This is a genomic window from Bradyrhizobium sp. S3.7.6 (genome assembly GCF_054061875.1).
In genome coordinates this window covers 5,500,941-5,519,650 of the sequence record NZ_JBSSEQ010000001.1, presented here as the reverse complement: position 1 = coordinate 5,519,650, position 18,710 = coordinate 5,500,941, and the positions used below count along the sequence as shown (strand labels likewise).

Annotated in this window: 19 protein-coding genes; 6 read left to right on the top strand and 13 right to left on the bottom strand. The window is 65.8% G+C overall.

From position 1 onward, the window contains the following. The first annotated feature begins 133 nt into the window (after window positions 1–133). Entirely contained in the window at window positions 134–541 is a 408-nt protein-coding gene (locus ACVJ5M_RS27020; protein WP_028148726.1) for an NADH:ubiquinone oxidoreductase subunit NDUFA12, read from the top strand. A gap of 411 nt (window positions 542–952) precedes the next feature. Here ACVJ5M_RS27020 and ACVJ5M_RS27015 read toward each other — a convergent pair whose 3' ends face one another. After that, window positions 953–1,639, bottom strand: coding sequence for a DJ-1/PfpI family protein (locus ACVJ5M_RS27015; RefSeq protein ID WP_063983560.1), 687 nt, complete (start codon window positions 1,637–1,639; stop codon window positions 953–955). Window positions 1,640–1,733: 94 nt separating this feature from the next. Between ACVJ5M_RS27015 and ACVJ5M_RS27010 the strand changes: the two genes are divergently transcribed. Then, window positions 1,734–2,675, top strand: coding sequence for a GlxA family transcriptional regulator (locus tag ACVJ5M_RS27010; protein WP_063986398.1), 942 nt, complete (start codon window positions 1,734–1,736; stop codon window positions 2,673–2,675). Between the two features lie 35 nt (window positions 2,676–2,710). Further along, a complete protein-coding gene (locus ACVJ5M_RS27005; RefSeq protein WP_063986397.1) occupies window positions 2,711–3,505 on the top strand; it encodes a methyltransferase domain-containing protein in 795 nt (264 codons plus the stop codon). 7 nt (window positions 3,506–3,512) lie between these two features. Here the strand turns inward: ACVJ5M_RS27005 and ACVJ5M_RS27000 are convergent, their stop codons facing one another. Continuing rightward, on the bottom strand, window positions 3,513–4,520 hold the full coding sequence (locus ACVJ5M_RS27000) for a hypothetical protein (protein ID WP_063983559.1): 1,008 nt from the start codon (window positions 4,518–4,520) through the stop codon (window positions 3,513–3,515). An 8-nt stretch (window positions 4,521–4,528) separates the two neighbouring features. Then, window positions 4,529–5,476, bottom strand: coding sequence for an alpha/beta hydrolase (locus ACVJ5M_RS26995; protein ID WP_063983558.1), 948 nt, complete (start codon window positions 5,474–5,476; stop codon window positions 4,529–4,531). 204 nt (window positions 5,477–5,680) lie between these two features. On the opposite strand from ACVJ5M_RS26995, the gene ACVJ5M_RS26990 reads away from it, so the two are divergent. Then, entirely contained in the window at window positions 5,681–6,739 is a 1,059-nt protein-coding gene (locus tag ACVJ5M_RS26990) for a DUF2155 domain-containing protein (RefSeq protein WP_166096385.1), read from the top strand. 13 nt (window positions 6,740–6,752) lie between these two features. Here ACVJ5M_RS26990 and aat read toward each other — a convergent pair whose 3' ends face one another. The 10 genes from aat to ACVJ5M_RS26940 all read right to left on the bottom strand — a co-directional run bounded on the left by aat (window position 6,753) and on the right by ACVJ5M_RS26940 (window position 16,632). Then, window positions 6,753–7,433: a leucyl/phenylalanyl-tRNA--protein transferase gene (gene aat / locus ACVJ5M_RS26985; protein ID WP_063983556.1), complete on the bottom strand. Its 681-nt coding sequence runs from the start codon at window positions 7,431–7,433 to the stop codon at window positions 6,753–6,755. Window positions 7,434–7,480: 47 nt separating this feature from the next. Beyond that, window positions 7,481–8,596 carry a sensor histidine kinase gene (locus tag ACVJ5M_RS26980; protein ID WP_063983555.1) on the bottom strand — a complete coding sequence of 372 codons (1,116 nt, stop codon included), beginning with the start codon at window positions 8,594–8,596 and terminating at the stop codon, window positions 7,481–7,483. Continuing rightward, window positions 8,593–9,033 (bottom strand): response regulator, encoded by a 441-nt coding sequence (locus ACVJ5M_RS26975; protein WP_063983554.1) that lies wholly within the window; start codon window positions 9,031–9,033, stop codon window positions 8,593–8,595. Before ACVJ5M_RS26975 ends, ACVJ5M_RS26980 begins: the two co-directional genes overlap by 4 nt. Continuing rightward, window positions 9,030–10,547, bottom strand: a complete 1,518-nt coding sequence (locus ACVJ5M_RS26970) for a sensor histidine kinase (protein WP_094184055.1) — start codon at window positions 10,545–10,547, stop codon at window positions 9,030–9,032. The genes ACVJ5M_RS26975 and ACVJ5M_RS26970 overlap by 4 nt, the downstream gene beginning before the upstream one ends. A 103-nt stretch (window positions 10,548–10,650) precedes the next feature. Then, window positions 10,651–12,006: an acetyl-CoA carboxylase biotin carboxylase subunit gene (accC, locus tag ACVJ5M_RS26965; RefSeq protein ID WP_063983553.1), complete on the bottom strand. Its 1,356-nt coding sequence runs from the start codon at window positions 12,004–12,006 to the stop codon at window positions 10,651–10,653. 59 nt (window positions 12,007–12,065) lie between these two features. After that, window positions 12,066–12,554: an acetyl-CoA carboxylase biotin carboxyl carrier protein gene (gene accB, locus ACVJ5M_RS26960; RefSeq protein ID WP_063983552.1), complete on the bottom strand. Its 489-nt coding sequence runs from the start codon at window positions 12,552–12,554 to the stop codon at window positions 12,066–12,068. A gap of 35 nt (window positions 12,555–12,589) precedes the next feature. Further along, window positions 12,590–13,057, bottom strand: a complete 468-nt coding sequence (gene aroQ / locus ACVJ5M_RS26955; protein WP_014495592.1) for a type II 3-dehydroquinate dehydratase — start codon at window positions 13,055–13,057, stop codon at window positions 12,590–12,592. A gap of 258 nt (window positions 13,058–13,315) precedes the next feature. Then, window positions 13,316–14,125, bottom strand: coding sequence for a DUF1236 domain-containing protein (locus ACVJ5M_RS26950; RefSeq protein WP_231144946.1), 810 nt, complete (start codon window positions 14,123–14,125; stop codon window positions 13,316–13,318). A 237-nt stretch (window positions 14,126–14,362) separates the two neighbouring features. Continuing rightward, window positions 14,363–15,130, bottom strand: coding sequence for a DsbA family protein (locus ACVJ5M_RS26945; RefSeq protein WP_063983550.1), 768 nt, complete (start codon window positions 15,128–15,130; stop codon window positions 14,363–14,365). A gap of 98 nt (window positions 15,131–15,228) precedes the next feature. Then, on the bottom strand, window positions 15,229–16,632 hold the full coding sequence (locus ACVJ5M_RS26940; RefSeq protein ID WP_063983549.1) for a M48 family metalloprotease: 1,404 nt from the start codon (window positions 16,630–16,632) through the stop codon (window positions 15,229–15,231). A gap of 177 nt (window positions 16,633–16,809) precedes the next feature. Here ACVJ5M_RS26940 and ACVJ5M_RS26935 point away from each other — a divergent pair, with 177 nt between their 5' ends. Both ACVJ5M_RS26935 and ACVJ5M_RS26930 read left to right on the top strand, forming a co-directional pair. Then, a complete protein-coding gene (locus ACVJ5M_RS26935; protein WP_063983548.1) occupies window positions 16,810–17,997 on the top strand; it encodes a pyridoxal phosphate-dependent aminotransferase in 1,188 nt (395 codons plus the stop codon). A 106-nt stretch (window positions 17,998–18,103) separates the two neighbouring features. Further along, entirely contained in the window at window positions 18,104–18,661 is a 558-nt protein-coding gene (locus ACVJ5M_RS26930) for a biotin transporter BioY (RefSeq protein WP_063983547.1), read from the top strand. Window positions 18,662–18,710: the final 49 nt, after the last annotated feature.

Genomic DNA, 18,710 nt, shown 5'->3' with positions numbered 1-18,710 from the left:
ACGGATCGCGTCCGATTTGCGGCAGGGCTTGCGCCGGGCACCACATTTTGCGGGGGGCACCGCCGCCCCCGCGGAACTGGACATTTCGCCGCCCGGATGGCATCAGGGCCTCACGAAGCAGGGCCCTAGCCGTATGAAACAGTTCTTCCTCAAGTTCTTCACCTGGTGGAGTGGCCAGACCTTTGGCACCCAGCTCTGGACCAAGCGGTATGGCGAGCTGGTCGGCCAGGACGAGCAGGGGAACCGCTATTATCGGACCCGCGGCGGCGCGATCGATCCGACACTCGGCTTCGAGCGGCGCTGGGTCATCTATAACGGCTACGCCGAAGCGAGCCGCATCCCGACGGGTTGGCACGGCTGGATGCATCACGTCGTCGATGTGCCGCCGACCGAAGAGAACTACCAGCCGCGCGAATGGCAAAAGCCGCACCAGCCGAACCCCACCGGCACGCCGAACGCCTATCGGCCCTCCGGCTCGACGCTTGCCAGCGGCAAGCGTCCCAAGGCGACCGGCGACTACCAGCCCTGGACGCCTGGCTAGCTTTCCGATCTCCGTCCGAATCCTTGCCGTGGGGGTGGATGCACCAGCATCCGCCTCACCTTGCTGTGGACAACGGGAACAGCGGGGACAGCGCCTGCGCCGGCGTTGCAGCTACGCGAGCGATGCGGCTCAATGGTCCCATCTTACGGAGATGGGAGACCATCGCGTTCGGTTCGGGCAACAGTTCGCGACTGTCCCGTGATGCAGCGGCCGCCGACGAGGACTCGATCGGGAGATAGGCCCCCGGTCTGGAAGTTCGAAATCGCCCGATGGAATGTGCAGCCACCGTAAGACAGGAAAGGCCGCTTGGGAAACCGAGCGGCCTTTTTCTTTTGGGGACTTGCGGGAGGTCTCGTGCCCCGGACGCTGCGGCGCAGCGTTGCATGCTGCACCGCGTCCGGGACATGAGAGCTACATCACCCGCTCAGCCGCGCGCTTGACCGCCTCAAGGCGGCGGGCCTGGTTTGCGGCGCCGCGCTCTCTCAGCAAGGCCAGCACTTCGGCCGGCGCGGTGTCGGGCGAGCCGGACGTGAACGGCGGGGCGGGGTTGTATTCGATCTGGAGCTGGATCGCTTCCGCCGTGGTGCGGTCGACCAGGATCGACACCAGCGTCAGCGCGAAATCGATCCCGGCGGTGACGCCGCCGCCGGTGACGCGGTTGCGGTCGATGCAGACGCGCGTTTTGGTCGGCATCGCGCCGAACTGGCCGAGCATCTCCATCGCGCTCCAATGGGTGGCCGCGCGGTAGCCCTTGAGCAGGCCGGCAGCGCCGAGCGCCAGCGCCCCCGTGCAGACCGAGGTGACGTATTTGGCGCCTTCGGCCTGCCGGCGCAGGAAATCCAGCACCTCTTCGTCATTGAGCAGGTCGTTGGTGCCGCCGCCGCCGGGCACGCAGATCACGTCGAGCTGAGGACAGTCGGCGAATGTCGTGGTCGGCGTCAGCGTCAGCACGGAATCGCTCGGCACCGGCTCGATCCGTTTCCAGATCAGGTGCAGCTTCGCGCCGGGGACGGAGGAGAACACCTGCAAGGGACCGGTGAAGTCGAGCTGGGTGACGCGCGGAAACACCAAAAGACCGATCTGGAGCGGTGACGACATGGGCAGGTCCTCCAAAGATGAGCTTGACGGACGCAGCCTCTCATGATGCCATTCCGTCCAAAATGGCGTATTTCCCTCACTTTCGGACATGACCATGATCGGCATCCTGATCTTCCCGGACTTCCAGTTGCTCGATGCGGCCGGCCCGATCTCGGTGTTCGAGATCGCGGCGCGCTGCACGGGCAAGACGACCACCGGAATCCGCGTGCTGGCACTGAACGCGGGGCCCGTGCGCAGCTCGTCCGGCGTGGAAATGATGGCGCGCGACTTCAAGTCGGCGAACGCGATCACGACACTGGTCATCGCGGGTGGCGCAGGCGTGACGGACGCCGCACGCTGCCAGGTCACGCGCGCCTTCGTGCAGCGGCTGGCGCGGCGCGGCGTGCGTGTCGCCAGCGTCTGCTCGGGCGCCTATGTGCTGGCCGAGGCGGGCCTGCTCGATGGACGCCGCGCCACCACGCATTGGGGCCGCACGCGGGATTTCGTCGCGCGCTATCCCAAGGTGAAGTTCGAGCCGGACCAGATCTTCACGCATGACGGCAATGTGTGGACGTCGGCGGGCATCACCGCGGGTATCGATCTCGCGCTCGCGATGGTCACCGAGGACCATGGCGAGGAGATCGCGCAACAGGCCGCCCGCCAGCTCGTGCTGTATCATCGCCGCAGCGGGGGCCAGTCGCAGTTCTCATCGCTCTTGGAGTTGAAGACGCCGAACGGCCGGTTCGGCGCGCTGCTGTCCTGGGCGCGCGAGAACCTCGATGCCCGGCTGACGGTCGAAGATCTCGCCGATCGTGCCGGCATGAGCGCGCGGCATTTTGCCCGCGCCTTTGCCGCGGAGACCGGCACGACACCGTCGAAGGCGATCGAGCGCTTACGGATCGAGGTCGCGCGCGAGCGCGTGCAGTCCTCGCGCGAGGCGATCGAGCTCGTCGCGGAGGCGACCGGATTTGGCGACCCCGAGCGCATGCGGCGCGCCTTCATCCGCGCCTTCGGCCAGCCGCCGCAGGCGCTGCGGCGCGCGGCGCGGGCGGGTTAGGAAATCTCACCTGGCACTCGAGCGTGGAGGCGAAGATGAGCGGGATGGAGTACAGCAACGAAAACGCGAAACGGCTCCAAAGACTTTATCTCACAGGGGACGTGACCGCCCAGCGCGCGGAGACCATTCGGCAGCTCAATCTGTCTGCCGGCGAGAGCGTTCTCGATATCGGATGTGGTCCCGGCTATCTCTGCGAAAGCATGGCGCAGATCGTTGGGCCTGATGGTGCCGTCGTCGGGATCGATGTGTCGACTGACCTGATCGCGGTCTGCAACCGGCAGAAGGCTTCCGCCTGGATTTCATATGCGATCGGCAACGCCACGGAATTGGGTCAACCCGATGCGTCGTTCGATGTCGTCGTGTGCACGCAGGTTGCCGAGTACGTGCCCGATGTTGACCGCGTCCTCACAGAGACATTTCGCGTGCTCAAGCCAGGGGGCCGCACGATTTTTGTCGCAACCGACTGGGACGCGGTGGTGTGGTATTCCGAAAGCCCGGAACGTATGGCCGCGGTGATGAAATCATGGGAAGCGCACTGCGCTCACCCGCGTCTCCCGAGGTCGATGGCCCGCAGATTGGCGGATGCACGACTTCACCTGGACGGTGCGTCGGTCTTTCCAATCCTGAATTTGCAGTACGATGACGATAGCTACAGCAAGGGGCTGGCCCAGGGCATTCGGGACTTCGTCGCCCGCAGGAACGACGTTTCCGCCGATGATCTCGAAGCATGGCACAGCGAGTTCGAGTGTCTCAGCGGGGCAGGACAATACTTCTTCAGCACCAACCGCTATCTCTTCAGGGCCTCAAAGCCGGCTGCGACGCCGCTATGACTGCGTCCTAGGTCGCCTTGCCTGCAGCTGCCTCGCCGTTGCCATCCGCGCGCGCCGTGAAGCGGCGTGCAATCGGCGTCAGCATGTAGGGCGCAAGGTGGATCGGAAATTGCGTCATCGCGAAATAGAGCCAGGTGGTTGGCGGCAGCGCGCCGGCGGTCGCGGCCAGCATTAGGCCCAGATTGCGCTGTGACACCATTAGCCCGAGCGCCAGCGCGCGCTCATAGCCGATGCGGCGGAACAGCAACGTGGTCACGGCGAGCAGCGTAAAATAGATCGCGAAGGACAGAGCCGCCAGGCCGATGGTGAACACCGGCTGCGCCACCAGATCGTTCACAACATCGCCCATGATCGCGGCGGCGAAGATCAGGAGGATGATGATGTTGAAGCCGTCGATCGGCTTCCTGTGGCGCTGGATCGCTTTTGCGCCGAACACCCAACGGATGATGGTTGCGGCCAGCAGCGACGCCGCGAGGATGCCGAGCAGCTTCAGGCCGAGCGTCGCCGGCGTGACGCTGAGCATGCCGTCGAGGAATAGGCTTGCGAACAGCGACGCTGTGAACGGCACCAGCGCGGTCGAGGTCACCAGCGTGACCAGCACCAGCGTGGCATCGAGCCCCATCAGCGCGGCGAGCGCCGGCGAGGCCATCATGGGCGAGGCCATGCTCTGGAGCATCAGGGCAACGGAAAGGCCGGGCGAGCGGTCGTTGAGCCCTGCTGCATAGATGATCAGTCCGACGATCAGCGGCACGCCCATCGTAGTCCAGGCGGTTGCGGTCGCAATCAGCGCCGGGCGGCGTAGGTGACCGTACAGCGCCGCGAGATCGACTCGCATGAAGGAGATGCAGAGCAGGACGAGGATCGCTTCGGTGATGTAGGGCCGCAGCAGCGCGCCGAGCGGCGGTACGGCGGCGGCGACGAACACGACCGCCGCGACCCCGCGGGTGCCCTGGCTGCCGAGCCATGCCAGCGCGCGCAGGGGGAGGGCGAAGACGGTTTGAAGAACGAAGGGCATGGGAGGCGTCAGCCCAGCTCCTTCAACCAGGCGCCGATCTCGCGCACCGCGACGTTGGCCTGCGGCAGCAGCTTGCCCATGGTGAAGAAGCCGTGGAATTGGCCGGGATAATGTTTGTAGGCGACGGGCACGCCGGCCTGCTTCAGGCGCGCGGCATACTCGTCGCCTTCGTCGCGCAGCGGATCGGCGCCGGCCGTGAGCACATAGGCCGGCGGCAAACCGGCGAGGCTTTTCGCGCGTGCCGGCGAGGCGCGCCAGTCGTGGATGTCGGCTGTGCCGTTGAGATAGTGATCGCGGAACCAGCGGATCACCGAATGCGTCAGCAGCACGCTGGTCTCGGGCTCGCTGTGGGAGCCGTGCGTCATGGCGAAATCGGTCGCGGGGTAGATCAGGACCTGGCCGGCGATCTTCGGACCGTTGCCGTCGCGTGCGGTGAGTGCGACCACAGCGGCGAGATTGCCGCCGGCGCTGTCGCCGCCGATCGAAAGGCGCGCAGCGTCGATGCCGAGTTCGCGCGCATTCGCGGCAATCCATTTCGTGGCGGCGATCGCGTCATCGGCGGCGGCGGGGAACTTGTGCTCGGGCGCGAGGCGGTAATCGACCGAGATCACGATCAGCGCGCCCTCGACGGCGAGCTGGCGGCAGACGACGTCGTGGGAGTCGAGATCGCCGATCACCCACCCGCCGCCATGGAAGAACACCAGCGCCGGCGACAACCCGTCCTGAAGGCGCGGCTCCTTTGGCACGTGGGTGCGGGCGGGGATCGCGCCGTGCGGCGCCGGGATCGCCAGCGCCGCGACGCGCGCCAATTCCAGCGGCTCGGGGTTGGTGGCAAAGCGGGCCTGCCCGTAATAGGCGCGGGCTTCCGGTGCCGTCAGCGTCTCGTAGGCGGGGCGGCCGGCGTCCTGGAAGGCCTTGTAGACGGCGGCGGCATCGGGATCGAGCACGACGGGCATGGGAGCGACCTTAGGCTTAACGTTGTGGTTGGACGTCGTTTCCGGGGGCGCTGCCCGCCTCGGCCCCGGGGAGGGGCGGGTCAACTATCCCATCCGGCCGCCGGTCTGGCCAGCCGGCGGCGGGCAGGGCAGGGATGCCGCCCTTCCCCCGCCGTATTCGCCGTGTTAACCGGATGGCCTGCGAGCGGCGGTATCCCCTGTAGAATGTCCAGCAAGCCCGATTCGCTGTTGAAGCCGCGCGAGAAGATGGTTCGAACCTTTACCCTTACAAGACTTGCCCTGCCAGGTCTTGCGGCGCTTCTGGCCGCCACCGCATTGACGGTTGCGACGCCCGCGCAAGCGCAGATCGGCACGATCTTCTCCGACCCGCCGCCGCGGCCGCCGGGTTCGATTCCGCGTGGTCAGCCGCAGCCTCAGATCCCCGATGACGACGAAGAGGTCCCCGAGCTGCCGCCGCAGGGCCGCGTGCTGCCGTCGCGCCCGATGGCGCCGCCGCCGGGCCGGCAAGGTAACGTGATGCCGGGGCCGGTCGAGTCCCAGCCCCTGGCGCCGCCGCCGGGCTCAACCGTCGCTCCGCCGAACCAGCCGCCATCCGTGGCGGTTGCTCCGCCCAATCCGCAAGCCGCCCCGGGGGCGCCCGGTCAGCGCCAGCCCCAGCAGAAGGGCGGGCCGGGCGGCACTGTCCCGCAGACCCCGGCGAGCCTCCAGCCCGGCGACGAGGTCGTGACCGAGCCGCCGGCCCAGAAGATCGTGAACAAGAAGGCGACCTTCTCCGGCCTCGACAAGATCACCGGGCGCATCATCAATTTCGACGAGGACATCGGCGAGACCGTCCAGTTCGGCGCGCTGCGGGTCAAAACCGACGCCTGCTATACGCGGCCGGCGACGGAAGCCACCAATACCGACGCCTTCGTCGAGGTCGACGAGATCACCTTGCAGGGCGAGGTGAAGCGCATCTTCTCGGGCTGGATGTATGCGGCAAGCCCGGGCCTGCACGGCGTCGAGCATCCGATCTACGACATCTGGCTCACCGACTGCAAAGAGCCGCAGCAGACCATTGCGACCGCGGCGCCCGATCCGGCCGCGGCAAAGCCGCCGGCTCCGCCGCCCGCGCAGAAGAAGGCGGCGCCACCCAAGCAGGCCGTGCAGCAGCGTCCGCCGCAGCCCTTGCCGCCGATCCAGCAGCAGCAGCCGGCGCCGCCACCCCCGCCGCCGCCGGAGCAGCGGCCGGGCCTGTTCGGCATCCCCGGGTTCGGGCGCTAGGCCCCATCACCGATTATGGCCGGGAGGCGACGATGTCGAGCGCGCGCGCGCCCGGGATCGCGTCACTGGCTGACAGCCTCAGGAAATCGCCGGGGTCGCCGGCGAGGGCCTTGTCGAGCAGTGCGGTGTAGCGCCGCCGCGAAATCTCGACCGCGCCAAAACTCTTCAAATGATCAGTGACGTATTGCGTGTCGAGCAGCTCGAAGCCGCCATGGATCAGCCGCGCGACCAGGTGCACCAGCGCGACCTTCGAGGCATCGCGCGCGGTGTGAAACATGCTCTCGCCGAAGAAGGCGCGTCCGAGGCTGACGCCGTAGAGCCCGCCGACGAGGTCGTCGCCCTGCCAGGCCTCGACGCTGTGGCAATGGCCGAGCTCGTAGAGGCCGCCATAGAGGTCGCGGATCCGCTTGTTGATCCAGGTGTCCTCGCGTCCCGCCTGCGGCGCCGCGCAGCCGGCGATCGTTGCCTTGAACGCGGTGTTGACGGTGACGCGAAAGGCGTCCGTACGGACGGTGCGCGCGAGCCGCGAGGCCACGCGAAATCCCTCGAGCGGGATCACGCCGCGCAATTCCGGCTCGACCCAGAACAGGGTCGGATCGTCGGCGCTCTCGGCCATCGGAAAAATGCCGCAGGCATAGGCACGCAACAGCACGGCCGGCGTGATTTCAGACGAAGCGGAGTCGCGCGAAGTCATGGCGCAACAATAGCAGGATCGTGGAGGTGTTGCGAAGGGGGCGAGGGTCAGCCTGCGGCGGCGTTGTTGGTCTTGTCGGGGGCCGCGGGCGTGCGGCGGAACCTCAGCATGACGCGAGTTCCGGAATGGGCGGGGTCGCGCTCGACGGTGGCGTCGAGCTTGGTGGCCATCGCCGCGACGATGCGCTGGCCCATGCCGGTCGAGCGTGGATCCGCCTTGACCTTGTCGCCGACGCCGTCGTCGGTGATCGCCAGCAGCAGATCCTCGCCCTGCGAGGTCAGCTCGACATGGATGGGGCCGGCGCCGTCGGGATAGGCGTATTTCACCGCGTTCATCACCAACTCGTTGACGATGATGCCGACGGCGACGGCGCGGTCCGGGTCGATCTCGATCGGCTCGGCCTTCACCGTCAGGCGCGACATCCGGTTGCCTTCGGCCGAGCGCCTGAGATCCTCGAGCAGCGAATCCAGATACTGGTTGAGCACCACGCTCTTCAGGTCCTGCGAGGTGTAGAGGCGGCGGTGGACCTGCGCGACCGCGGCGACGCGGCCCATCGCGTTGGTCAGCGCCGCCTTGACCTCTTCCTGGCCTGCGGAGTTCGCCTGGAGATGCAGCAGCGAGGCGATGATCTGGAGCGAGTTGCCGACGCGGTGATTGACCTCGCGCAGCAGCAGTTCACGTTCGGCAGCGAGCGCGGCGTAGCGGTCGCGCGATGCGTGGATCTCGGCCTCGGCTTCCTCGCGCGCCTTCTGCAATTCGGCCTGGCGTAGCGCGCCGTCGGCGGCGACGTGGAGCAGGGGGATGAAGTCGCCCTTGACGTCCTTGACGAGATAATCGGCCGCGCCCGCCTTCAGCGCGGTGACCGCGATGCTGGAATCCTGCGATGCGGTGACGAACACCACGGGCGGCGCGCCTGAGATCGCCATGATCTGCTCGAGCGTCTCCAGCCCGTCGAGGCCGGGCATGTACTGGTCGAGCGCCACGACGTCGATGCAGCCGTCGGCGCTGTTTTGGGTCCCCGCGCGACGGATACGCTCCAGGCCTTCCTCGCCGCTCGCGGCATGAATGACCTTGTAGCCGCGCCGCGTCAGGCCGCGCTCGACCAGGCGGGCCAGCGCCGCGTCGTCGTCGATGTAGAGCAGTGTAGGCGGGTGCTGGTTCATGAGGCGGCGGGCGGGACCTGGATGACCGAGAAGAACAGGCCGAGCTGCCGGATGGCATTGGCGAAATTCTCGTAGTTCACGGGCTTGGTGATGTAGACGTTGCAGCCAAGCTCGTAGCAGCGCTTGATTTCCTGGGAATCGTCGGTGGTGGTCAGCACCACCACGGGCGAGGCTTTCAGGTACTTGTTCTCCTTGATCTGCTTCAGGATGTCGATCCCGGTCATGTCGGGGAGATTGAGATCGAGCAGGATCAGGAGCGCATTGCCCTTCTGCACGAGCCCGCTGCCGTCGGAGCCGAACAGGTGCTTCACCGCGTCCGTGCCGTTGGCGAAGGGGATGATCTCGTTGTTGACGCCGGATCGGCGGATGTTGCGCTCGATCAGCCGGGCGTGGCCCTCGTCGTCCTCGATCATGATGATGGTGACGGGTTGAGTCATTGGTCGGCGTTCCGGTTGCTTGCGTTCCAGGTGATGGGCAGCGTGATGGTGAAGGTGCTGCCCGTATTCAGTTCCGATGATACCGACATGGTACCGCCGAGGCGGCGCACAAGTGCACGCACATGCGCAAGACCAATGCCCTGACCAGGCTTGTCCTGGGTTCCCGCCCGGCGAAACAGGTCGAAAATCCGCTGGTGATCTTTCGGATCGATCCCGCGGCCATTATCGCTGATCTCGAAGATAGCGTAGCCAAGCTTGGTGCGCCCGCGGATTCTGATCTCGCCGGGGGCGCCGGCCTTGAGATATTTGATGGCGTTGTCGATCAGATTGGAGAAGATCTGCTCCAGCGCAAGGCGGTCGCTGACGAGATCCGGCAGCGGCGCGACATGGATCTCGGCCTGCGCTTCGGCGGACTGATGCGCCAGCGTCGAGACGATGGCTTCGATCAACTCGCGGGTGTCGATCTTCTCGGGCACGAATTCGCGCCGGCCCTCGCGGGTGAGGTTGAGGATCGCCGAGATCAGGCGGTCCATCTTGGCGATCGACGACTTGATGAAGCCGAGCGCTTCGGAAAAATCCGTTGAAAGCTGCTTGTCCGGGCCTTCGAGCGTGACCTCGCCGTCAGCTAGCGGCGGGCCATCGGCCGGGACATGGGTAAGGCCGCCGATACGGCGGAAAATGTCGCCGCTGAGCTCTTCGAGTTCGCTGGTGAAGCCCATGATGTTGACGAGGGGCGAGCGAAGATCGTGACTGACGATATAGGCAAAGCGCTGAATCTCGTTGTTGGCCTCGCGCAGGTCTGCCGTGCGTTCGTCGACCACGGTCTCGAGGTTGGCGTAGGCGTCGCGCAGGCGCGTCTCGGCCTCGTCGCGGGCCAGCACCGAGCGCCGCACCAGCCAGATCGAGATCAGGGTCAGCAGCACCACGAGGCCCGAACCGATGCCGGTCATCGAGGCCGCCAGCGTCTGGCTGCGGTCGGAATTGGCCGATCGGAGCCGGAACAGACGCTCCTCCTCCTGGATCATGGAGACGGCGACTTTGCTGATCTCGGCCGTGGTGTCGGTGGAGGCGGCCTCGCGGACCTGCGCTATGGCCTTGTCCGGCCGATTCTGGCCGATGAAGTCCAGCTCCTGCTTGAATTGCCCCAGCCGGATTTCGATGGCCGCGCTCAGCTTCTCGATGTTGCCGCGTTGGTCCGGATTATCGCGGGTCAGGCGCGTGAGCTTGTCGAGGGCAGGTATGATCGCTGCCACGGCTTTCTCATGGTCGGCCTTGAAATCCGCCCCTTGGGTCAGGAGATAGCCGCGGGCGGCGCTCTCGGCACGCCGGATTTCCAGCAGCAGGGCGTTGATCTGGTTCTCCGCCTCGATGGTGTGGATCACCCATTTGCTATCGTCTCTGGCCTTGTTGACCAGGTAGACGGAGCCGGCGCTGATCACGGTCAACACGAGAAGACCCGCCGAGAACAGCAGGATCTGCCACATGGAGCGCCGTCGTTGCGCTTCAGTCGTCACGACGGTCTCGCTTCGTCACCGTCAACGGAACTCAAAAGGCCCCCTCGGAACTGTCCCCGTCCAGAACGCGATGGGGGCCAAAGGGTTCCATCGGGAGAGAGGGTTACCCCGCGGTCGGTTCCTTACCCGCGAGGTACTGTTCCAGCCAGTGGATGTGATAGTCGCCGTTGATGATGTCGTCCTGGCGCACCAGGTCGCGGAACAGCGGCAGCGTCGTCTCGATACCCTCGACCACCATCTCGTCCAGTGCCCGGCGCAGCCGCATCAGGCATTCGGCGCGGGTCTTGCCGTGGACGATGAGCTTGCCGACGAGCGAGTCGTAATAGGGCGGGATGGTGTAGCCCTGATAGACCGCAGAATCGATGCGCACGCCGAGCCCGCCGGGCTGGTGATATTGCGTGATGCGGCCCGGCGAGGGACGGAAGCTCTGCGGGTTCTCGGCGTTGATACGGCACTCGATCGCGTGGCCGATGATCTGAATCTCGCTTTGCTTGGCCGGCAGATCGCCGCCGGCAGCGATGCGGATCTGCTCCAGCACGAGGTCGATGTCGGTGATGCTCTCGGTGACGGGATGCTCGACCTGGATGCGGGTATTCATCTCGATGAAGTAGAACTCGCCGTCCTCGAACAGGAATTCGATGGTGCCGACGCCGAGATATTTCATCTCGCGCATCGCCTTGGCGCAGGTCTCGCCGATCTTGGCGCGTGCAGCGGCGGCAAGGACCGGCGAGGGACCTTCCTCCCAGACCTTCTGGTGGCGGCGCTGCAGCGAGCAATCGCGCTCGCCGAGATGGATCGCGCCGCCGCGGCCGTCACCGAGGATCTGGATCTCGATGTGGCGCGGCTTCTGGAGGTATTTTTCCAGATAGACGGACGCGTCACCGAAGGCGGACTTGGCCTCGTTGGCTGCCGTCGACAGCGCCACCTGGAGGTCGGCCTCGCTCTGCGCGACCTTCATGCCGCGGCCGCCGCCGCCGGCGGCTGCCTTGACCAGCACGGGGAAGCCGATCTTCCTGGCGATCGCCATCGCGTCGTCCTCGGGGCCGACCGCGCCGTCCGAGCCGGGCACCACGGGAATGCCGAGCTTCCTGGCCGTCTTCTTGGCCTCGATCTTGTCGCCCATCAGGCGGATGTGCTCGGCCTTGGGGCCGATGAAATGCAGATTGTGCTCGCCAAGGATTTCGGCGAAGCGCGCGTTCTCGGAGAGGAAGCCGTAGCCGGGATGCACGGCATCGGCGCCGGTGATCTCGCAGGCCGCGAGCAGCGCGGGCACGTTGAGATAGCTGTCCTTGGACGGCGGCGGCCCGATGCAGACGCTCTCGTCCGACAGGCGCACATGCATGGCGTCGGCGTCGGCGGTGGAGTGCACGGCCACGGTCGCGATGCCGAGCTCCTTGCAGGCGCGCAGGATGCGAAGGGCGATCTCGCCGCGATTGGCTATGAGGATCTTGTCGAACATGGTGTCCTTAAGGGACTGGCGCGCGGGAAGCGGCTAGGGCGGCTGACCGCCCACGACCATTACTCAATGATGACGAGCGGCTCGCCGTACTCGACCGGCTGGCCGTCTTCGACCAGGATCTGCGTCACCGTGCCGGCGCGCGGCGAGGGGATCTGGTTCATGGTCTTCATCGCTTCGATGATCAGCAGCGTCTGGCCGACCGAGACCTTGCTGCCGACCTCGATGAACGGCTTGGCGCCGGGCTCCGGCGCCCAATAGGCGGTGCCAACCATCGGCGAGATCACCGCGCCCGGATGCTTCGACAGGTCGGCCGCGGCTGGCGCGGCGGCAGCTGCGGCCGCCGGCAGGACGGCGGGACCGGCCGCCATCTGCATCGGCATGGTGGCGGCGACGCTGATGTTGCGGGCGACGCGCAGGCGAAGACCGGCCCGTTCGATCTCGATCTCGGTGAGGCTGGTCTCATCGAGCAGAAGTGCGAGCTCGCGGACGAGCGCGGAATCCTCGCTGGAAAACTTTACGGCTGCTTTGTCGTCTGGCTGGCGCGCCATGTTCTGATCCGAATGTTCTGTGTGAAGAGGGAGCGTCAGGCTTTGGGCTTGATGCCGAGCTTGGCGGCAAGGCCCTGGATGGCGAGGCGGTAGCCCTCGATGCCGAAACCGCAGAGCGAGGCGAAGGCCGCGCGCGCGGTGTAGGAATGGTGACGGAAGCTCTCGCGGGCGTGGATGTTGGTCACGTGCACTTCGACGGTCGGAATCTGCACCGCGAGCAGCGCGTCGTGCAGCGCGATCGAGGTGTGCGAATAGCCGCCGGCATTGATGATGATGCCCTTCATCTTGCGGGCGTGCGCCTCGTGGACGAAGTCGATCAACTCGCCTTCGCGGTTCGACTGCCGGCAGTCGGCCTTGAGGCCGTATGCCGCCGCCGCTTCGCGGCACAGTGTTTCGACGTCGGCCAGCGTCGCATGGCCATACTTCTCGGGCTCGCGCGTCCCCAACATGTTGAGGTTCGGCCCGTTGAGAACGAGGATCGTGTCGGTTGCTGGTTCGGCCATTCCAATCCCGCAAGAGGTGCTTCGGCGTGGCGGGGGTTATAGGTAACAAAGCGCCTTAGGGGAAGCCTTGAAGGACCTCCCAGGGGGCTTCAAACAGCTCATCCGGGGTGCAAAAACCTGTGCGGAAGTTACGGAAATTGCTTGTTAACCAGTTCTAATCGTGGCTGCCGGGCGGGATAGGCAGGGGAGGCCGCCCAATAGGCCAAAAGCCCCTGCCGATCTCTCGGCAAGGGCTTATCGGGCCGTCAGCCAGGTGGCTTAGCCTTCGATGATGTACACGATCTCGCGCGTCTGCGGACGGACGATGATGTACTGTCCGCGGACGTAGATCACGTCATAGCCGCGCCACTCCGGATAGATTTCCACGATCCGGGGCGGCAGCGGATGGAAGCGAACGGACGCCGGGATCGCGGCGCCGACCGAGATGTTGAAGTTGACGTTGGTGGTCTCTTCGATCTTGGTCGACTTGATCGCCGTTGAGATCTCGGTCCGCTTCTCGGCAGGCGGTGCCGCAGCGGTCGCAGGCGCGGCGCCGGTCGTGGTCTGAGACTTGGTGTCGGCAGCCTTGCTGTCCGCGCCCTTGGTCTGGGCGTTCATGTTGCCGCTCTTGGTGTCAGTCTCGGTGCTCTTGGACTTGTCCATCTGGGACTTGTCCATCGTGCTCTTGGACTTGTCCTGCGCGGACTTGTCCTGCGCGCCCTGGGCGTGCTCACCCTTCGTCGCGCCGGCCTTCTCGTCAGCCGCGTTCTTGTTCATCGTGCCGGATTTTTCCATCCCGCCTGACTTTTCCATCGCACCGGATTTCTCCGTCGCGCCAGACGACTTCTCCTCGGCTGCTCCGCCGGGCTTCATGGCGCCGCCAGCCTGGCCGACGGTGCCCCTTTCGGGAGCGGCTTCCTTGCCCATCGCGCCACGTTCAGCCGCGCCGCCGGCGGGTTGCGAATGTTGCGTCGGCTGCGCACCGGCCCCGCCACCGCTATCGCGGTTCATGGTGCCCTGTGCGTTCGCCAGCCCGGTGCCTGCGACGAGCGCGAGCGCGGCGACCGAGATCATAAAGCGGTTAGACATCAAATTTCTCCTCACGTGTTTCTTAGCGTCATTGCCCGCGCCACCAACGAAAGGAGATTTGAGTTGTTCCGGAACATCGGCGGTTCCGGGGTATTTGTTTCTTAAACGCGAGATGAATGCGCGCGCCGGATTCGCGCCAGAATTCGCGCAGAGCTGCGGTCAACGAAAAAGGCCGGCTGTTCAGCCGGCCTCGTCGCATGCGCAGATTGTGAAATGCGGGATCAGCAGGTCGCCTTGTTAGCAAGTCGCCTTGCCGCAACGGGCAACGCCGATCTTTTCCTTCAGGCCTTCGAGGCCGACGGCGCCGATCACGATCTGCTTGCCGATCACGTAGCTCGGCGTGCCGTTCATGCCCATCGCTTCGGCGAGCTTGAAATTCTCCTCGATGGTGGCGCGCACCTCGGGGCTGCCGATGTCCTTCTCGATCTTCGCGGTGTCGAGGCCGGCTTCCTTGGCCGCCTGCAGCGCGCGCGCCTTGTCGGCGGCGCCACGGCCGCCGAGCAGCTTCTGGTGGAAGTCGAGATACTTCTTGCCGGTGGGATCCTGCATGCGCACGGCGACCGCGACCTGTGCCGCTTCGACCGAGCCCTGGCTCAGCACCGGAAACTCCTTGAGCACGACCTTCAGCTTCGGATCGGCCTTCATGAGGTCGAGCATGTCGCCCATCGCGCGCTTGCAGTAGCCGCAATTGTAATCGAAGAACTCGACGAAGGTGACGTCGCCGTCCTTGTTGCCGAGCACGACCTGGCGCGGCGAGTTGAAGATCGCATCGGAGTTCTGCGCGATGCTGGCTTCGTGCTTCTGCGTTTCGGCCGCGGCCTGGCGCTTGGTGAGCTCGGTCATCGCTTCCTCGAGCACCTCGGGATGGGTGACGAGATAGTTCTTGATGATCGCCTCGATGTCGGTGCGCTGGGCATCCGAGAAGCTGTCGGCCGACGCGGGAACGGCCGCGCCGAAGATGGCGAGCGCGAACAGCGCGGGAGCAAGCAGGCGCAGCGAAGGCATAGGCAAATCCTCTTATCGAAAGCTGGTTTCGGAAAACGTCCCGGCGGACTTAAGCTCGGTGTCGTGACGTCGTGGTGTCAGGCGTCGTCTTGGTCGCGTTAGTTGCGCGGCGGCTTGGCCGCCACGATGTCGTCGGCCTTGACCCATCCGGGCGTGCCGACGGCGAAACGGGTTTTCGCGCGCGTGGCGAGCTCGCGGGCGGTCTTGTTGTCGCCGCGCAGATAAGCGGCCTGCGCCGACGCCAGATCCGCCTCGGCATAGTCGCCCTTCCGGCCATAGGCCATCGCGAGCTGCATATAACCGAGCGCAGCCTCCGGTTCCCGTGCCACCGCGGCCCGGAGAATCCGAACGGCATCATCGGTGTAGGCCTTATTATCCGATCCAACCAGAGCCTGCCCAAGTAACATCTCGATGAGGGGCGCGTTGTTGGACAGCTGCACCGCCTTGCGCAGGGCAGGGATCGCCTCGGCCGGCTTGCCGCCCTCCAGCAGGGCCTGGCCGCGCACCTCGTAGAAATACGGGTTGTTCGGCTGGACCTGGATCAGCGCGTCGATCTGGGCCAGGGCGCTGCGTAAATCGCCGTGCAGATAGGTGCTGATGGCGCGGGCATAGCGCGCCGGCATGCTGTCGTTCGTCTGGGGATAGCGGCGGTAGACCGTCTCCGGCCGCTCCATGAACGCGGAAATCTTGGCGCGCGCCATGTCGTGGCGGAGCTGGAGCGCGGGATCGTCCTTCTTGTCCCAATAGGGGCTGGAACTGGCGAATTCCTGAAGCGACGCGACGCGCTCGGCGGGCATCGGATGCGACTGGAGATAGGGATCGGTGCCGCGGGCAGCGAACAGGCTCTCGCTGGTGAAGCGCTTGAAGGTCTCGTACATGCCCTTCGGCGACTGCTGGGTCGCGGTCAGGAATTTCACGCCGGCGCGGTCGGCGTTCTCCTCCTGCTGGCGCTGATAGGACAGCAGCGTGCGGCGGATCATCTCCTGCGGTCCGGCGATGGCGGCAGCACCGGCATTGGCGAGCCCGTTGTTGCCGGCGCTGTTGCTGCCGCGGGTGCTGCCCACGGCGATCGCGCCGGCCCCGAGCAGCATGGCGATGATCATCTGGGTCTGGGCGTTGGCGAGCTGTTCGCGCAGCTTGGACAGATGGCCGCCGGCCAGATGTCCGGTCTCGTGCGCGAGCACGCCGATGATCTGGTTCGGCGTCTCCGACTGCATGATCGCGCCGTAATTGACGAAGATGCGGCGGCCGTCCGCGACGAACGCGTTGAACGAGCCTTCGTTGATGATCACCATCTGGATGTTCTGCTTTTCCAGACCGGCAACGCGCAGGATCGGGCGCGTGTATTCGCGCAGCAGCTGCTCGGTTTCGGTGTCGCGCAGGATCGGCGGCCCCTTGGCCTGCGCATGCGCGGCCGGCATCGGCAACAGCGCGATCGCCGCGGCGGTGACGAGGGCGGTGAGGGAGGAGGCCTTCTTGCGCAATGCGATCTGGAGCAACATCAGGCGGTCTGGGTCAAACGGTCTTGATCAAGCAGTTTCGTGATTGGTTTTTGGCGATTGGCGGCGGACCGGATACGAGATATGCCCTTATGAGCCGTACAATGCGGCCAGTCTGGGGCGCAAGCGCCCCGTTTCCGGGACCGAACCGACCGGTTCGCCAGCGAATAGCAGAATTCGATGCACGATGCGACATTGAGGAACCGGGTGGGGCAGTGGCTCGAGCCCTCCCGCCGCAGCGATGTTCCCCCGTTCATGGTGATGGACGTGATGGCCGCCGCGGCCCGAATCGAGGCGGCAGGCGGCCACGTCATCCACATGGAGGTCGGCCAGCCCGCAACCGGCGCTCCAAAGACCGCGATCGCGGCCGCCCATGCGGCGCTCGAGGCGGGGCGGATCGATTACACCTCCGCGCTCGGCATCCCCTCATTGCGCGAACGCATCGCGCGCCACTATCGGGATGCCTATGGCTGTGATGTCAGCCCCGAGCGGATCGTGGTGACGACAGGCTCCTCCGGCGGTTTCATCCTGGCTTTCCTGTCGATGTTCGCGCCCGGCGACCGCGTCGCCGTGACGGTGCCGGGCTATCCGCCCTACCGTCACATCCTCACCGCGCTCGGTTGCGAGCCGGTGCTGATCGAGACCACCAATGACACGCGCCACGCGCTGACCGGCGAGGCGCTGCTGGCGGCCCATCGCAAGGCGCCGCTCAAGGGCGTGCTGGTCGGCAGCCCGGCCAATCCGACCGGGACGATGATGTCCCGCGAGGCGCTTGCCGGCCTGATCGCTGCGGCGGAAGATGCCGGCATCCGCTTCATCTCCGACGAGATCTATCACGGGCTCGACTACGCGTTTCCGGCGGCGACGGCGGCGGCGCTGTCGGAGCACGCACTCGTGATCAACTCGTTCTCGAAATATTTTTGCATGACGGGCTGGCGCGTCGGCTGGATGGTCGTGCCCGAGATCCTGGTGCGGCCGATCGAGCGGCTGCAGCAGAACCTGTCGATCTCGGTGCCTTCGCTGTCGCAGATCGCGGCCGAGGCCGCCTTCGACGGCGCGGCCGAGATGGAGGAGATCAAGCACGGCTATCAGGAAAACCGGCGCATCCTGATCGAGGGATTGCCCAAGGCGGGCCTCAGCAAGTTCCTGCCTGCCGACGGCGCCTTCTATCTCTACGCCGACGTCTCGGACTTCACCTCGGACAGTTTCGAGTTCGCCAAGCAGATGCTGGAGCAGGCGCACGTTGCGGCCACGCCGGGTCTCGATTTCGATCCCATCCATGGTCGTTCGTTCATACGGCTTTCCTATGCGCGTTCGGCAGCGGAGATGCGGGAGGCAGTTGACCGGATCGCTCACTGGCTTAAATAGCCGCGAGTTTTCGACAGCCGTTTCGACACCAGCCCTGCGGAGTTCAACTTTGTCTGACCGTTCCCTCCCGTCCGTCGCCACGCCGCATTCTCCTCTCGCCGCATTGATGTGGCCGACCCGTCCGGGTGAAACCGTCGGCGCACTTCGCGCCGTCGTGCTGATTGCGCTCGGCACCGCCTTGATGGCGCTATCAGCCAAGGTGAATCTGCCACTGCCTTACGTGCCCATGACCCTGCAGACGCTGGTCGTGCTGATGATCGGCGCCGCCTATGGCTGGCGCCTTGGCAGCGCAACCATGATCGCCTACCTCGCCGAAGGCGCGATGGGGCTGCCGGTGTTCGCCGGCCCGGTCGGTGGAATTGCACCGCTGGTCGGCCCGACTGCCGGCTACCTGTATGGCTTCGTGCTGGCTGCCTTCATCACCGGCTGGCTGGCCGAGCGCGGCTGGGATCGCAACGTCGTGTTCCTGTTTGGAGCAATGGCGCTCGCCCATGTCGTCATCTTCATCGCCGGCTTCGGCTGGCTGGCCTACGTCATCGGCCTTGGCGCAACCAAGGCTTGGGCGGTCGGCGTCGCGCCGTTCATTGCGGCATCGGTGGTCAAGAACGCGCTGGGCGCCGCGCTGATGCCGGCGGCCCGCCGGATCGTCGATCGACGCGGGTAAAGCGCACCATTCCGAGCAGTTCCGATTGACAGAGCCGGCCAAGTTGATC

Coding starts and splice junctions, on each gene's coding strand:
- ACVJ5M_RS27000 (WP_063983559.1), bottom strand. CDS start 4,520: ATGCCCTTCGTTCTTCAAACCGTCTTCGCCCTCCCCCTGCGCGCGCTG.
- ACVJ5M_RS26975 (WP_063983554.1), bottom strand. CDS start 9,033: ATGACTCAACCCGTCACCATCATCATGATCGAGGACGACGAGGGCCAC.
- aroQ (WP_014495592.1), bottom strand. CDS start 13,057: ATGGCCGAACCAGCAACCGACACGATCCTCGTTCTCAACGGGCCGAAC.
- ACVJ5M_RS27005 (WP_063986397.1), top strand. CDS start 2,711: ATGAGCGGGATGGAGTACAGCAACGAAAACGCGAAACGGCTCCAAAGA.
- ACVJ5M_RS26980 (WP_063983555.1), bottom strand. CDS start 8,596: ATGAACCAGCACCCGCCTACACTGCTCTACATCGACGACGACGCGGCG.
- ACVJ5M_RS26935 (WP_063983548.1), top strand. CDS start 16,810: ATGCACGATGCGACATTGAGGAACCGGGTGGGGCAGTGGCTCGAGCCC.
- ACVJ5M_RS26995 (WP_063983558.1), bottom strand. CDS start 5,476: ATGCCCGTCGTGCTCGATCCCGATGCCGCCGCCGTCTACAAGGCCTTC.
- ACVJ5M_RS27010 (WP_063986398.1), top strand. CDS start 1,734: ATGATCGGCATCCTGATCTTCCCGGACTTCCAGTTGCTCGATGCGGCC.
- ACVJ5M_RS27020 (WP_028148726.1), top strand. CDS start 134: ATGAAACAGTTCTTCCTCAAGTTCTTCACCTGGTGGAGTGGCCAGACC.
- ACVJ5M_RS26945 (WP_063983550.1), bottom strand. CDS start 15,130: ATGCCTTCGCTGCGCCTGCTTGCTCCCGCGCTGTTCGCGCTCGCCATC.
- ACVJ5M_RS26990 (WP_166096385.1), top strand. CDS start 5,681: ATGTCCAGCAAGCCCGATTCGCTGTTGAAGCCGCGCGAGAAGATGGTT.
- aat (WP_063983556.1), bottom strand. CDS start 7,433: ATGACTTCGCGCGACTCCGCTTCGTCTGAAATCACGCCGGCCGTGCTG.
- ACVJ5M_RS27015 (WP_063983560.1), bottom strand. CDS start 1,639: ATGTCGTCACCGCTCCAGATCGGTCTTTTGGTGTTTCCGCGCGTCACC.
- accC (WP_063983553.1), bottom strand. CDS start 12,006: ATGTTCGACAAGATCCTCATAGCCAATCGCGGCGAGATCGCCCTTCGC.
- ACVJ5M_RS26940 (WP_063983549.1), bottom strand. CDS start 16,632: ATGTTGCTCCAGATCGCATTGCGCAAGAAGGCCTCCTCCCTCACCGCC.
- ACVJ5M_RS26950 (WP_231144946.1), bottom strand. CDS start 14,125: ATGTCTAACCGCTTTATGATCTCGGTCGCCGCGCTCGCGCTCGTCGCA.
- accB (WP_063983552.1), bottom strand. CDS start 12,554: ATGGCGCGCCAGCCAGACGACAAAGCAGCCGTAAAGTTTTCCAGCGAG.
- ACVJ5M_RS26930 (WP_063983547.1), top strand. CDS start 18,104: ATGTGGCCGACCCGTCCGGGTGAAACCGTCGGCGCACTTCGCGCCGTC.